The following is a 13,769-nucleotide window of genomic DNA, read 5'->3' as shown; positions in this document are numbered from 1 at the left end:
CCTTCGGCGGGGGGGGGGGGGGGGGGCGCGGTGGGGGGGGGGGGGGGGGGGGGTGGGTCCCCCCCGCGGGGCCGGGGCGCGGGCGCCCCCCCCCCCACGGCTGCCAAGCGTTCGGCCACGGCCTGTGGGCGCACGTGGGTCTCCTGGTTGAGCGTTTCGCAAGGAATTTCTCGTGACCGGTGTGGCTGGAGCAGCGAAGTGCATAGGCGTGAACACGTCTGCATGAGGCTGAATTGTTAGGGTGAGGCGCATGGATGCGGATGACCTGGCCTTCAGCGAATTCACCAAACTGCGCTCAGCCGCGGTGAGGACACTCAGTGGTCGCGTGCTGGAGATCGGTTCGGGACGCGGAGCGAATTTTGCTGATCTCGACTCGACTGTGGAGTGGATCGGCCTGGAACCGGGTGCCCGCACGCACGCTGCGTTGTCGGCCAACGCCAGAAAGCATGGACATCGTCGTGAACCCCTGCTCGCGACGGCGGAGGCCATTCCACTTGCGGACAACAGCGTGGATGCAGTCCTCGGAACGTTCGTCTTCTGCTCGGTGGACGACCCCAACCAGGCAGCGGCTGAGGCATGGAGGGTTCTCATCCCCGGAGGGCGGATTGTGCTGGTTGATCACGTGCTCTCCCAGTCGAACGCAGTCAGTCGCTTCCAACGAGCAGCATCGCCGATCTCTGCAGCCTTGAACCGGGGGTGCCGGTGGGACCGGGAAATGGCCCTGCATGCCGAAGGGGCCGGGTTCCAGACGGTCGACATCCGGAGGTACCGGGTTTCGACGGGCATTCCGGGAGTGAGAGTTCCGTGCACCATCTATGAGGGTCTCAAGGTTTGAAGAAGTGCATCCCTGCGTGGTGTGCTGCGGCACATTTTCACTACCTCCATGATTTTTGCATCACCTAATTTTGGGTTTTTACCACCTAATTTCGTTCGCGGTCCTCAAGAACCGCTGAGTTAGCCCCAATCGGAATCCAGCAACAATACGGAGGAACGAAGGATGACATTCAATGCTTCTCAAATTCGCGAGAAGAGGATTCTTCCTGCAGTGCTGATGGCAGTAGGTGGCATTCTCTTCATCGGCTGGATAATTGCCATGTATGCCATGGGACTCATCATTGATGAGCAACAACTTGATCCTAGTGAGACTCCTCTCCACCTGATGTGGTACGGCGGAATTGCCGGCCCCGCTGTCGCATTCTACGGAGCCTGGCTGCACCGGAAACCAAAAAACTAGAGCCCAGCACTGCGCCTTTCTCAGTTCCGGCAACGATACTGGCGCTCTGGAAACCCAGCACCAGGGCGGACGGCGAGTAAACCGGGATTAGTCACGCTCGGGCGGTCTACCACCGCAGGCCGAGCGACCAACCCATAAGGTTCCACCGGACCACTTCGCCCAACACCAACTTGTCATTTCGGAAATTTCCGACATATCATCATCACGTGCTTCCCGACGTCTTCGGCGCCCTCGCGAATCCCTCGCGTCGCACCATCCTCGACAGCCTCCTCGCTGGTCCCCTGTCCGCCGGGGAACTGACTGGACGCCTGGCACTCAGCCGCTCATCGGCGTCGGAACATCTGACAGTCCTGAAAGAGGCCGGACTGATCCGCGAAGAGCGGCAGGGCCGGCACAGGATTTACCACCTACAAGCCGCGGGTCTGAAGGAAGTCAGCGGCTGGCTGAAGCATTACGAGCAATATTGGAACCAGCGGCTCGACGCGCTGGGCGAACTACTGGATAAGGAAAACCCATGACTGAGAACACCATCCGCCTTGAGCGCACCTTCGCCCACTCCCCCGAGGCCGTTTGGGCAGCTCTGACGACGCCGGATCTCCTCGCCAAGTGGTGGGCGCCGGGCGACATCGCACCCGTGGTCGGCCACCGCTTCACCATGGACATGGACCGGTGGGGCCAGCAGCAGTGCGAGGTCACCGCCGTCGAACCCGGCAAGTCAATCACGTTCGTCTTCGCAGAAGGCGTCCTGGACACCACCATCACCTGGGCGCTGGAAGCTACGGAGAACGGCACCACCCTTCACTTCGAGCACGCCGGATTCAACGTGGATACCCCGATGGGTCGCACGGCCATCGAAGGCATGGGCAACGGCTGGCCCGGCCTGATCGCGCGGATCGATGAGGTGCTGGTCAACGCCAGCTAAGTCGGCCTGACCCCTAACAAAACCAGCCCGATCGGGCTAAGCTCCCGTGCATCGTGTGATGGCTATGTTGCTAATGGGGGTAACAGTGATGAACCGATCGAAATCGCCGCATAAAGGTCCACTTTTCCTGGGGACAGTCCTGGCCACAGCTGCAGCCCTGTTCTTCAGCCCAGTGACTCCCGCTGCCCACGCCGATCAAACCGGCGGCCGCGCGTTCAACAACTGGGACCGCATCGACATCAACACCGGCTACTACGACGACGTCCTGGCCCGGGACGCGGCCGGCGATCTGTGGGTATACGCCGGCGATGGTCGTGGCGGCTGGAAGAAGCCCCGCTTCAAAATGGGTGAGGGCTGGAACGTCATGACCGCGATCATCGGCGCAGGGAAATTCCAAAGCGAGTTCAGTGACGACCTGCTGGCCCGCGATCGCAATGGCGATCTGTGGCTCTACCCCGGCACCGGCGGCGGATCGCTGAAGCCGCGCACGCAGGTTGGCACGGGCTGGAACGCCATGACGGCCATCATGGGACCCGGCGATTTCGACGGCGACTACTGTGCCGACGTCATCGCCCGGGACGTGCAGGGACGCCTCTGGTTGTACCCGGGCGACCACCAAGGCGGCTGGCACCCCCGCGTTCAAATTGGCGAAGGATGGAACGTGATGACAGCCCTGATCGGTCGCGGCGATTTCAACGAAGACGGGAAACGGGACGTCATGGCGCGGGACACCAGCGGCCGACTCTGGCTCTACCCCGGCGACGGCAAGGGTGGATGGCTGCCACGTATGCAGGTGGGCGAGGGCTGGAACACCATGACAGCCATCATCGCCACGGGCAGATTCGACGGGAATTACCCCGGGTATTCGCAGATCATCGCCCGCGACACCAACGGAGACCTCTGGCTCTACCCCGGCGTGGGCAGCCGCCACTTGGAACCGCGGAAGAAGATCGGCGAAGGCTGGAACGTCATGACGGCGCTGGTTTGATCCTGCCTCGTTACTCGGTAGGCAGCCCTTCGGCTTCAGCGGCCGCAGCTACGATCGCGGCATCATCCAGCCCACACGCACGCAATGCCGTTGCGGCAATCGCTTCCGGATACGAAGCATCGGGCTCACCGGATCGGCGGAGTTGACTGATCAACTCCGTCAGGTGGATCAGGATTGCGCCCAACTGCTCCTCTGAAAGCGACGATGCAACCGCCTCGGAGCAAGCTGCGGTTCCAAGCCGACCATAAGCGGCCTGCAGCTCTTGGCGCTGAAGGCGGAAGTCGTCGTACCTCTCCCCCTGGACCTCGGGAAGCAGCCACAGGATGGCGAAGTTGTGGGTAGCCCTCATGAGCGCCTTCGTATCAAAAACCACCAAGGCGTGAAGCGCGGCGGCCGCACTGGCGGTGTCCGGCACGAGGCCCTCAAGATGGCGGACAGCGTCCAGCCCAGGCCGCACTGAGGCGGTCAGGAGCTCGTCAAGGATGTCCTCTTTGGTTGCGAAGTGGTAGTACAACGACGCCTGGCGAATGCCCACGCGCTCCGCAATCGCCCTGGTTGAGGTCGCACTGAATCCGTTGGTGGCAAAGAGCGCCGCAGCAGCGTCCAGGATCTGCTCCCGGGGCGGGCGTTCAGTGTTTGAGTCGGGAACACGGCGCGGACGCCCTGAGCGGACAGCTCTTACTTCTGCAGGCATTTCACCATCCTTTCAGGAAAATAGTATCTATCACTTGACAGGTATTCCAGCAGGTGGCAATCTCGACTCAAGCGAAAGTGTTGACTCCGTCACAACGGACACGAGCAGCGAGCTGGACAGGCGCGAAACCAGACAACGGATCGGAACCTGCCGCGGACGCTTCGCTCACCATCAACGTCGTCCTCAATGACGGCAGCGAGCCTCAAACACATGACAAAGCACGGAACGGAAAGACCCCTTGATCAGGTCACAGCTCTCTTTGAAACCCCACCCTGGCTGCGTGCAGAAGGTGCTGGATTTCTATAAGGACCGCGAAATCCTCAGCACTTCCATGGCCCAGGCCGGATGCCTGTCGGCAGAAATCCGGGTGCCTTTCACGGAGGAAAACCTCGTGGTGGTCAGCGCAGTCTGGGAATCACGGTCGGCCTACCAGTCCTGGCTGGACAACCCGGCACGGGCACTCAGCGTGACGGATCTGGAACCGCTGCTGGACCACCCGGATAACCAGCTGGGCAACGCGGAGCTGTCAGAAGTCCACGACTTTCGCAGTGCTGCCTCCGCTACCCCGGAATTACCAATGAAGAAGGATACAAAATGACCAAGGCCCTACGGGTTGGAGTAGATATCGGTGGAACCTTCACCGACATCGTGGTGCAGGACAAACGCGACGGCACCACTGTCCTCCACAAAACCCTCAGCACTCCGGAGAACCCGAGTATCGGCATGCTCCGTGGCTTGGACGAGCTCGGGATCACCGACGATATCGAGTTCCTGGTCCACGGAACCACAGCCGGACTCAATGCTCTCCTCTCCCGCACAGGCGAGCGCATCGCACTCATCACTACGGCCGGATTTGAGGATGTTCCCATCCTGGGCCGCGGGGGCAACAAAGAGATCTGGAACCTGACCCCGGGACGGTTCAAGCCGTTGGTGGCAAGCGAAGACATCGTTGCCGTGGACGAGCGGACCCGCTTCGACGGTTCCATCGAGCGCCCCTTGTCACAAGAAGACGTGCGGCGCTTAGCGGACTGGCTCAACAAAGAGGGCATCACCAGCGTGGCGGTTTCCTTCCTCCACGCGCACCGGAACCCGGCCAACGAGCAGAAAATGCGGGAAGGACTCGCGGAACTGGTTCCGAATGCCTCCGTGGTCCTTTCCCACGAAGTAGCACCTGAACAAGGCGAATTCGAACGGACCTCCACCACCCTGGCCACGGGATACGTCGCAAGGACCGTTGACCGCTACCTCTCCGCGCTCACCACGGAGCTCGACGAACGCCGATGCACGGCACCGCTGCAGGTCATGCGTTCCAGCGGCGGCATCTGCTCGGCAGAACTTGTGGCGCGCCAACCCATCCAGACCATCCTCAGCGGCCCCGCGGGAGGCGTGGTTGCGGCCGAAACCTTGTCACAGTCCCTCAACAGGCCCAACCTCATCGCGATCGACATGGGCGGAACGTCTTCAGATGTCAGCCTGGTGGTTGACGGCCGGATGACCCTTGCCACGGAAGGTGAAATCGCAGACCAGGTGATGCGCATGCCTGTGGTGGAACTGCACACCATCGGCGCAGGGGGCGGTTCCATTGCGCGCGCCGAAGCCGGCGGCCTCCGGGTTGGCCCCAAGAGCGCCGGATCCGATCCTGGACCGGCGTGCTACGGCCAGGGCGGAACCGAGCCCACGGTCACCGACGCGCAAGTGGTCCTGGGCAGGATCGATCCTGGATGGTTCCTCGGAGGCCGCATGAAACTCAGCCTCGAAGCTGCGGAGATGGCCATGGGCAGGCTGGGCAAGGCCCTGGAGATCCCGGCACAGACCGCAGCCGAAGGCATCATCGCGGTGGCCAACGGCATGATGGCCAACGCCATCCGGACGCTCACGTTGCGCAGGGGCATCGATGCCCGCGACTTCTCACTGGTCGCGTTCGGCGGGGCCGGGCCGCTCCACGGCGCCGCCCTCGCGGACGAACTCGGCATCCGCGAGGTGATCGTGCCCTTCGCCACCGGCGTGCTGTCAGCCTGGGGCATGCTCCACGCCGATATCCGGCACGACGTTTCCGCTCCGGTCCCCGGCCTCGCGGATGACCCCGAGGTCCTGCAAGCATTCCGCAGGACCGCCGAACAACTGCAGGCGCAGGGTGCTGGACTGCTGGACGCCGAGCGCGTCCCGGCAGCAGAACAATCCTTCAAACTCGCAGCGGACATGCGCTATGTAGGGCAGGAACACGCCATCTCGGTGGAAGTCGCCGCCGGGGAGGACTTCGTCGCGCTGTTCCACGAGGCCTACCGGCGCCGGTACGGGCATTCGATGCCGGATTCTCCGGTGGAATTCGTCAACGCACGACTTGCCGCCGTCGGGCGTGTCAGTTCCGCACCCACCGAACCCGACAACAAGACTCAAGACCCGCCCGCCGAATCCGTACGGAAGGTTCGCATGGACGGCGTCGATCATGACGCGCGGGTGGTGCACCGCAGCGCCCTTGGCGCCGCGGCAGTTGACGGCCCCGCCGTCATTCAGGAAGACGGCTCAACCACCCTGGTGCCGCCGTCGTGGCAGGCAGTCCAAGGCCCTATCGGCACCATGATCCTCAGGAAGGTCGGCTGATGAGCACCGACGTCGTAACAACAGAAATCGTCCGCAACCTCTTCCTGTCCGCTTCCGAGGACATGCATGCCACCATCGTGCGGTCCGCCTTCCAGCCGCTCCTCTACGAAAACGAGGACGCCGCCGTCGCCATCCTCGACCGCAACGCGGACGTGCTGGGCCAGTCCAGCGGCTTGCCGCTGTTCCTGGGAAACCTTGACGAGGCCATCAAAGAGACCTTACGACGGCGGGGCGGCACCGATTGGCTGCACGACGGAGACGTGGTGATCCTGAACGATCCGTACATCCAGGGAACCCACGTCAACGACGTCACCCTGTTCGCACCCGTCCATGACGAAAGCGGGATCATCGGCTTCGTCGCGGTCCGCGGTGACGTCACGGATGTTGGCGGCAAGGACCCCGGCGGCGGCACCGAAACCACCGAGGTGTACCAAGAAGGCCTCTTGTTGGGGCCCGTCAAAATCTGCACAGCGGAAGGCCCGCAACAGGACATCATCGACATCATCCGGCGCAACAGCCGCAGCGGCGAGATGATTGTTGGCGACATCAACGCCATGATCGCCGCTTGCCGGATCGGCCAAAGGCGAATGCTGGACATCGTCAGCCGCTTTGGGATGGACGCGGTAGAGCAAGCGCGGGATGAGATTTTCCGTCAGAGCGAGGAATCAGACCGCCAAACCGTCGCAGCCATCCCCGACGGTGTCTATTCCGGAATCGGCTCCATGGACAACGACGGCATCGTCCTGGACAAACCCGTCACCATCCCCATCAAGATCACCGTCCAGGGAGACCAACTCACCGTGGACCTGACCGGCAGCCCGGATTCGACCCTCGGCCCCATCAACTGCGGCCGGGCCCAAGCCGTTGCCGCTGTCCGCGTCGCCTACAAGCTGTTGTTCGCCCCCGAACGGTCGTTCGACGGCGGCTGCTTCCGGAACGTTGAGGTGCTGACCCGCCCGGGGTCGGTGCATCACGCGGAAGAGCCCGCGGCCTGCGGTTGGTATTACACGACGCTTGGGCTTCTGGTGGACCTGTTCATCAGCGCCTTCGCGGACGTTTTGCCGGGACGCGTCACGGCCGCCCAATTCGGTGACTCGATGATCACCTACTTCGCAGGAAACGACCTCCGCGGCCAGGACTACCTCTGCGTCGAAGCCCATGCCGGCGGTTGGGGTGCCTCCGCCCATGCAGACGGAGCCGACGGACTAATCAACGTCCTCAATGGCAGTTTCCGGAACACCCCTGTTGAGGCCCTAGAGTCCCGCTACCCCATCACCGTGACGCAATACGCGATCCGCCAAGGGTCGGGCGGCGCCGGACGGCACCGCGGAGGCAACGGCATCGTTCGAAGCTACCGCTTCGATGAACCCACCCAGCTGTTCCTCTGGCTCGATCGCTCTGTTACCCCCGCGTGGGGTCTCGACGGCGGATCCGCCGGCGAAGCGCCCCGCGTGGAAATCACCGGCTCGGTTGAACGGTCGGATCTCCTGAAGGTCAATGGCTTGTGGCTCGAGGCCGGGGACGAGTTGAAGATCCTCACCGGTGGTGGCGGCGGCTTCGGGACCCCGGAATGAGCACGATGCCCGCACCCCGATGCTTCCGAAAGCACCTGCCAATCCCACCGAAAAACACATCTAATAGTTGGTACCGAAGGGAAATGCCATGACGGACAGATCCGCGAATATTGCGGCAGCACCTGGTAAGAGTGGCCCGAAGAGTCCGCTGCCCGGAACACTCGGCGCCCGGCACATTGTCTTCTTCGTCATCGCCGCGGCCGCTCCCCTGGGGTTCGCCGTAGGTTCGATTCCGCTGGCCCTCGGCCGTGGGGGTGTTGGCACTGCCGCCATGTTCCTCATAGCCGGTGGCTTCCTCGCACTGTTCGCCGTCGGATACGTGGCCATGACAAGGTACGTCCCGAATGCCGGCGCGCTCTTCTCCTACATCACCGCAGGGCTGGGACGTCCCCTGGGCATAGGCGTCGCTTTCGTCGCAGCCCTTTCCTACGCCTTGGTATCCGCCGGAGCCGTTGGCCCCTTCGCGGTTTTTGCAGAACAGACTGCGCAGTCCTTGTTCGGCGTGGCGGTTCCTTGGCCCGTGTGGGCCATCGGTGGCGTAGTGGTCATGGGCATCCTGGGTCAGCTGAACGTGGAACTCAACCTCCGCGTACTGGGCACCTTCATGATCGCCGAGGTGACAGTGCTCGCCATCCTGGGTGTCGCCGTCGTCAGCCAAGGCGGTGCGGCAGGAATCTCGCTGGAGGCCTTCAGCCCGGCTGCCATTGCGGGCGGGCAGATCGGGGTGGTCCTTCTGGTGGTCTTTGCTGCCTTTGCCGGATTCGAAGCGACTGCACTGTTCCGGGAGGAAGCCAAGCATCCCGTCCGCACACTTCGACGTGCGACGTTCGGGTCCATCGCCGTCATAGCGTTGCTGCAATCGTTCGTTGCATGGTCGGTCGTCCAGGCTTTCGGAGCAACGGTGGTGGACGTCGCGAACGCGACACCTACCGAAATGTTCGCCATTGCTGCCCGGCAATACGTCGGCGATTGGCTTGCGAACCTGATTTCCATCCTTGTGGTGGTGAGCTGGTTCGCTTCCGTCAGCGCGTTCCACAACGCCACCACGCGTTACCTCGTGGCACTTTCGCGGGATGGGGTGATCCCTGCCGTCTTTGCCCGCCGCTCCCGCCGGACCAATGCACCGTGGGTGGCCAGCCTCGCCCACGGCGTGTTCGCACTCATCCTGATCGTGCTCTGCATTGTTGCGGGATTGGATCCGTATCTGGACCTCTTTGTCCTGGGAAGCGTACCCGTGGCCGTCAGCATCCCTGCCATGGAATGCCTCACAGCAATCGCGGTGGTTGCCTTCTTCCTGCGGGACCGGCGCGGGGAATCCCCGTGGACCGTCTATGTGGCACCCGCGCTGTCAGCGGTTTCCTTGGCCATAGTCCTCTACCTGGTGCTGGCAAACATGGAGTTCTACACCGCCCAAACCGGTCCCATTAACTGGATCCTCCCCGGCATAAACCTTGTTGTTCTGGGAATCGGTGTTGCCCGGGCACTGTCGATGCGCCGTCGCAATCCCGGTCTCTACCAAAACATCGGGCGCTACGGCCTGGACTGAGCACGGTCCCGCCACGATAGCCGTACGCTCAATACCCATCAAAGGTCGCCTTCATGCCCCCTGCCTCAACAAAAACGCAAGCCCGACCCACATCCACCTCGAACCGTTCCACCACACCCAACTCCGAGAGTTTCAAGGCGTACATCGGAATGAACTGGGCCGGGCAGCCTGAAACGTTGCCCGCAGCCCGGGAAGCGGCAGCCTTCGCCGCCCTTCGCCGCGAACGGCTCTCCGCTCACTACCCCGGCGTGCGCCTGCTCATCCCGGCCGGCGCGCTGAAGCAACGCTCGAATGACATGGACTATCCGTTCCGCGCACACTCGGCCTTCGCCTGGCTCACGGGATGGGGCAGCGATTCCCAACCCGGCGCCGTGCTCGTCTTCGAACCTGTCAGGGATGGCCACGACGTCACGCTGTACTTCCGGGAACGTGCCGGGCGGGACTCCGACGAGTTCTACTCGAACCCGGAAATCGGTGAGTTCTGGATCGGCCCCAGACCCTCACTCGCCCAGGTCGCCGCTGACCTCGGAATCGCCACGCGGGACATCGCAGAACTTGACCGGGTCCTGGACGTGGCTGCAGACCTCGCCCTGGCGGAAACGCATCCGACGGTGACAGTGGCGGACGCGGATGCCAGTACGACGGCGGCGCTCGGCTTCCGCTCACGATCCGCCGCCGAGCGGGACGCCCGGTTTGCCCGCGATCTCTCCGAGCTCCGGCTCGTGAAAGACGATTACGAGGTGGACCAGCTCCGGGCGGCCATTGCTGCCACAGCCCGCGGATTCTCGGATGTCCTCGCCGACCTGCCACGTAGTCGCGGCCACGCCAGGGGTGAACGACTGATCGAAGGAGTCTTCAACGGCCGGGCCCGTGCTGAGGGAAACGCCACCGGCTACAACACGATCGCAGCGGCCGGCACTCATGCCTGCATCCTGCACTGGACCCAGAACGACGGCCCCGTGGTTGACGGAGATCTATGCCTCCTGGATGCCGGCGTGGAGATGGAGAGCTACTACACCGCTGACATCACCCGCACATTCCCGGTCAACGGCAAGTACTCACCCGCCCAACGCAAGGTTTACGACGTCGTGCTTGAAGCGGCGGATGCCGCCTTCGCGGCCGCCCGGCCCGGTGTCCGTTTCCGGGACATCCACAACGCTGCAATGTCCGTCATTGCCCACCGGACAGCCGAATGGGGTCTGCTGCCAGTCACTGCGTCCGAGGCCCTGGAAGAAGACAACCAGCAGCATCGCCGCTACATGGTTCACGGCACCGGGCACCACTTGGGGCTGGACGTCCACGACTGCGCACAGGCCCGCCGAGAAATGTACCTCGACGGCGTACTGGAACCCGGGATGGTGTTCACTATCGAGCCAGGGCTCTACTTCCACCCCGACGACCTCACCGTCCCCATGGAATTGCGTGGGATCGGAGTGCGTATCGAGGACAACATCCTGGTCACCGCACACGGCGCCGAGAACTTGTCCGCACTGATACCGCGCACTGCCGACGATGTTGAGGCGTGGATCGATCATCTCCAAGAACGGACGTCCTGAAGTGCCCCACAACGAGATGAACCCCTTTCCCCGGATCTTTCCCCGGATCGCGGTCCTGGGAACAGGAGCCATGGGCGGTGCCATCATCCGAGGGCTCGTCAATGCAGACGTAACCCTCAGCGACGGCATAAGCATCAGTGGTCACTGGTCCCGGCAAATGCAGGAATTCGCGGATCTCCCCGGAATAGATGCCTTTGATGCAAAGCTCGATCCGGACGCCAACAACAAAGCGGTACAAGGCGCGGGCATCATCATCCTGGCACTCAAACCGCACCTGACGGCCCACGTTCTCAGGGAGGTATCCGGCTCGGTAGCAGAGGGAACCATCGTGATCAGCGTGGCTGCAGGCATCACCACCACCACCATTGAGGCCCATCTCCCCGCGAGCGTTTCGGTGGTCCGCGTTATGCCGAACATGCCGGCCCTCGTCGGCAAGGGTGTGACCGGCATATGCGCCGGCACCCGTTCGACAGGCGAAGACATGGCCATCGCCGAAGCACTTTTCCAGACAGTCGGTTCCGTTCTCACGGTCCCTGAAAGCCAACTCGACCAGCTAACCAGTATTTCCGGCTCTGGTCCGGCGTACGTCTTCTATCTGATCGAACAGCTCACAACCGTCGCGGAGCATCTGGGATTCACCCCCGAACAGGCCTCGGCATTGGTCAACGGAACGTTCATCGGGGCGTGCGGACTGCTGGCTGCCAGCGAAAAATCACCCCAGGAGCTTCGCCAACTGGTCACCAGTCCCAAAGGAACCACGGCCGCGGCTGTCTCGGTACTTGAGAACGGAAATGTCCGGGAGCTTTTCGAACGGGCTGCGGGCGCCGCGGTTCGGCGGGCCAAGGACCTTGCCGGATGACAGCTCCCTCGCTGGAATTCAACAAACACACTGAAATGGAGCTTTGCACGATGAATTCGACGATCTACGAAATCCGCAAATACCATGCCCTTCCCGGTAAGTGGGACGAGTTGCTCACGCAATTTGACCAACACCTCGTACAAATATTCGCAGACAAGGGCATCGCCAGTCATGGCTATTGGCGCGACCTCGGACAGCAGGACGTGTTGGTCTATCTGGTCAGCCATCAAGGAGATCCGGAGGCGAATTGGAACGCCTTTCGGGCTGATCCCCGTTGGTTGGCCATCCGGGATGCCTCCAGCGCCGGGCCTCAATGGCTGGTCTCCTCCATAGAGACGACACGCCTGGAAGCAACCGCATTCTCCCCGCTTGGATGACAACGTGACCACCGCTTCCGCTCCGAGAGGTAATGCCCTGGCAGGGAGAGCACAATTGAGCCCCTGGACTATCCGCGATTTTCACCTTGACGATCTGGATCAGCTCATTGAAGTTTGGCGTGACTCGCGAACATCGGGCGTTCACCCTGTCTATACACTCGCGGAAATCATGGACGCCTGCACCCATGGGCTGGCCCTCGTGGCAGTAACCGAGGGGACGGTTGTCGGTGCCATTGCATGTCTGGTTCAAGACGACCGTGCCTGGGTGGTGACGCTTGCCCAAGCCAAGGAGTGGCGGGAGCGTGGCCTGGGGAGCGCGCTCCTGGCACAAGCTGAGGCGCGTCTGGCTGCTCGCGGCGTCCGAAGAATTTCGGCGCTGCTGCCGGCCTCGGAGACCAGGGTCCGGGCCTTTCGCAACAGCGACTACCGGGTGGAAGCGGATTTGCACTACTTTGAGCGAACCATCCCTCTCCGTCCCACGGAAACCGGCCGCCTGAACCAACTGGGTGGTCGGCTCCTGCCCCATGGCTTGTGGGACGCCCTTGCCGGCATGCATCACGAGAAACACCTGATAGAGCAACGCCTCGTCCTTCCCTTGGCCCGGGCCGAACTCGCCAAATCCCTGGGCGTGACCCCGCCTCGCTCAGTGGTTCTCTTTGGGCCACCGGGAACCGGCAAGACCACCTTCGCCAAGGCCATAGCTTCCAGGCTGGATTGGCCTTTCGTCGAAGTTTTCCCGTCCCGTTTGGCTGCCCACCCGCAAGGCCTTGCTGGAGCGCTGCGCCAGGTATTCTCGGACATCAGCCACCTGGAACACGCAGTGGTGTTCATTGACGAGGTGGAGGAAATTGCTTCGGCCCGCACAGGTGAAGCAACGTCTCCACTGCAGGGAGTGACCAATGAGCTTTTGAAAATCATCCCCGCATTCCGCGAGCAGGAAGGCCGAATCCTTATTTGTGCCACGAACTTCATCCGGGCCTTGGATAATGCCTTCCTGCGTCATGGCCGGTTCGACTACGTCATTCCCATTGGGCCACCCGACCTGCTGGCTCGCCAAGCCATCTGGAGCCGCTACATACCGGCTGCCTTCGCCCTACATGTCGATGCCGAAGTCCTGGCCAAAGCCACCGAACGGTTCTCTCCTGCCGATATCGAATTCGCGGCCAGGAAAGCCTCGCAGAAGGCCTTGGAATCTGCGGTACGCACCGGTCAATCACAAACGAATGCGATACCGCTGACCACGGCGGAGTACCTTCAGGCCATCGAAGGGACGAGGGCGACGGTCACCGAAGCTGTGGTTCATGACTTCCTTGAAGATATTGAACGCATTGCGAGGGTCTGAGCTGAACGCACCGAATGGCCCGGGGCGCCACCAACCCGACCCAACCACCCGCCGTCGTACGCCCCTCCCAAGCCGC

General features: G+C 62.6%; 14 protein-coding genes. 13 read left to right on the top strand and 1 reads right to left on the bottom strand.

The window, feature by feature from the left end:
- Nucleotides 1–250: 250 nt before the first annotated feature.
- From ACFVSJ_RS00330 to ACFVSJ_RS00310, 5 genes are all read left to right on the top strand, one after another.
- Entirely contained in the window at nt 251–835 is a 585-nt protein-coding gene (locus ACFVSJ_RS00330; protein WP_387433009.1) for a class I SAM-dependent methyltransferase, read from the top strand.
- A 162-nt stretch (nt 836–997) separates the two neighbouring features.
- A complete protein-coding gene (locus tag ACFVSJ_RS00325; protein ID WP_387433008.1) occupies nt 998–1,234 on the top strand; it encodes a hypothetical protein in 237 nt (78 codons plus the stop codon).
- A gap of 206 nt (nt 1,235–1,440) precedes the next feature.
- Nucleotides 1,441–1,752, top strand: coding sequence for an ArsR/SmtB family transcription factor (locus tag ACFVSJ_RS00320; protein ID WP_387433006.1), 312 nt, complete (start codon nt 1,441–1,443; stop codon nt 1,750–1,752).
- Nucleotides 1,749–2,156 carry an SRPBCC domain-containing protein gene (locus tag ACFVSJ_RS00315; protein ID WP_387433004.1) on the top strand — a complete coding sequence of 136 codons (408 nt, stop codon included), beginning with the start codon at nt 1,749–1,751 and terminating at the stop codon, nt 2,154–2,156. Before ACFVSJ_RS00320 ends, ACFVSJ_RS00315 begins: the two co-directional genes overlap by 4 nt.
- Nucleotides 2,157–2,244: 88 nt before the next feature.
- Entirely contained in the window at nt 2,245–3,144 is a 900-nt protein-coding gene (locus ACFVSJ_RS00310) for an FG-GAP repeat domain-containing protein (RefSeq protein WP_387433003.1), read from the top strand.
- 10 nt (nt 3,145–3,154) lie between these two features.
- On the opposite strand, the gene ACFVSJ_RS00305 is transcribed toward ACFVSJ_RS00310, so the two are convergent.
- A complete protein-coding gene (locus ACFVSJ_RS00305) occupies nt 3,155–3,838 on the bottom strand; it encodes a TetR/AcrR family transcriptional regulator (protein ID WP_387433001.1) in 684 nt (227 codons plus the stop codon).
- Between the two features lie 238 nt (nt 3,839–4,076).
- Between ACFVSJ_RS00305 and ACFVSJ_RS00300 the strand changes: the two genes are divergently transcribed.
- The 8 genes from ACFVSJ_RS00300 (at nt 4,077) to ACFVSJ_RS00265 (ending at nt 13,693) form a co-directional block, all read left to right on the top strand.
- Nucleotides 4,077–4,436 carry an antibiotic biosynthesis monooxygenase family protein gene (locus ACFVSJ_RS00300; RefSeq protein WP_387432999.1) on the top strand — a complete coding sequence of 120 codons (360 nt, stop codon included), beginning with the start codon at nt 4,077–4,079 and terminating at the stop codon, nt 4,434–4,436.
- Nucleotides 4,433–6,439 (top strand): hydantoinase/oxoprolinase family protein, encoded by a 2,007-nt coding sequence (locus ACFVSJ_RS00295; RefSeq protein ID WP_387432996.1) that lies wholly within the window; start codon nt 4,433–4,435, stop codon nt 6,437–6,439. The genes ACFVSJ_RS00300 and ACFVSJ_RS00295 overlap by 4 nt, the downstream gene beginning before the upstream one ends.
- Nucleotides 6,439–8,013 carry a hydantoinase B/oxoprolinase family protein gene (locus ACFVSJ_RS00290; RefSeq protein WP_387432994.1) on the top strand — a complete coding sequence of 525 codons (1,575 nt, stop codon included), beginning with the start codon at nt 6,439–6,441 and terminating at the stop codon, nt 8,011–8,013. Before ACFVSJ_RS00295 ends, ACFVSJ_RS00290 begins: the two co-directional genes overlap by 1 nt.
- 88 nt (nt 8,014–8,101) lie before the next feature.
- Nucleotides 8,102–9,559, top strand: a complete 1,458-nt coding sequence (locus ACFVSJ_RS00285) for an APC family permease (protein WP_387432992.1) — start codon at nt 8,102–8,104, stop codon at nt 9,557–9,559.
- A gap of 53 nt (nt 9,560–9,612) precedes the next feature.
- Nucleotides 9,613–11,115: an aminopeptidase P family protein gene (locus tag ACFVSJ_RS00280; protein ID WP_387432990.1), complete on the top strand. Its 1,503-nt coding sequence runs from the start codon at nt 9,613–9,615 to the stop codon at nt 11,113–11,115.
- Between the two features lies 1 nt (nt 11,116).
- Complete coding sequence (proC, locus tag ACFVSJ_RS00275; protein WP_387432987.1) at nt 11,117–11,974, top strand: pyrroline-5-carboxylate reductase; 858 nt, start codon at nt 11,117–11,119, stop codon at nt 11,972–11,974.
- A complete protein-coding gene (locus tag ACFVSJ_RS00270; RefSeq protein WP_387432984.1) occupies nt 11,971–12,351 on the top strand; it encodes an NIPSNAP family protein in 381 nt (126 codons plus the stop codon). Before proC ends, ACFVSJ_RS00270 begins: the two co-directional genes overlap by 4 nt.
- Before the next feature lie 55 nt (nt 12,352–12,406).
- Nucleotides 12,407–13,693: an ATP-binding protein gene (locus ACFVSJ_RS00265; protein ID WP_387432982.1), complete on the top strand. Its 1,287-nt coding sequence runs from the start codon at nt 12,407–12,409 to the stop codon at nt 13,691–13,693.
- Nucleotides 13,694–13,769 lie beyond the last annotated feature (76 nt).

The sequence above is a fragment of the Paenarthrobacter sp. NPDC058040 genome (assembly GCF_042885775.1).
Taxonomy (GTDB): Bacteria; Actinomycetota; Actinomycetes; order Actinomycetales; family Micrococcaceae; genus Arthrobacter.
This window is presented reverse-complemented; position numbering and strand designations above follow the sequence as displayed.

Excerpts from the sequence above, each read along its gene's own strand:
- ACFVSJ_RS00315 (WP_387433004.1), top strand. The coding sequence starts at position 1,749 with ATGACTGAGAACACCATCCGCCTTGAGCGCACCTTCGCCCACTCCCCC.
- ACFVSJ_RS00285 (WP_387432992.1), top strand. The coding sequence starts at position 8,102 with ATGACGGACAGATCCGCGAATATTGCGGCAGCACCTGGTAAGAGTGGC.
- ACFVSJ_RS00280 (WP_387432990.1), top strand. The coding sequence starts at position 9,613 with ATGCCCCCTGCCTCAACAAAAACGCAAGCCCGACCCACATCCACCTCG.
- ACFVSJ_RS00310 (WP_387433003.1), top strand. The coding sequence starts at position 2,245 with ATGAACCGATCGAAATCGCCGCATAAAGGTCCACTTTTCCTGGGGACA.
- ACFVSJ_RS00295 (WP_387432996.1), top strand. The coding sequence starts at position 4,433 with ATGACCAAGGCCCTACGGGTTGGAGTAGATATCGGTGGAACCTTCACC.
- ACFVSJ_RS00325 (WP_387433008.1), top strand. The coding sequence starts at position 998 with ATGACATTCAATGCTTCTCAAATTCGCGAGAAGAGGATTCTTCCTGCA.
- ACFVSJ_RS00290 (WP_387432994.1), top strand. The coding sequence starts at position 6,439 with ATGAGCACCGACGTCGTAACAACAGAAATCGTCCGCAACCTCTTCCTG.
- ACFVSJ_RS00305 (WP_387433001.1), bottom strand. The coding sequence starts at position 3,838 with ATGCCTGCAGAAGTAAGAGCTGTCCGCTCAGGGCGTCCGCGCCGTGTT.
- ACFVSJ_RS00270 (WP_387432984.1), top strand. The coding sequence starts at position 11,971 with ATGACAGCTCCCTCGCTGGAATTCAACAAACACACTGAAATGGAGCTT.
- ACFVSJ_RS00330 (WP_387433009.1), top strand. The coding sequence starts at position 251 with ATGGATGCGGATGACCTGGCCTTCAGCGAATTCACCAAACTGCGCTCA.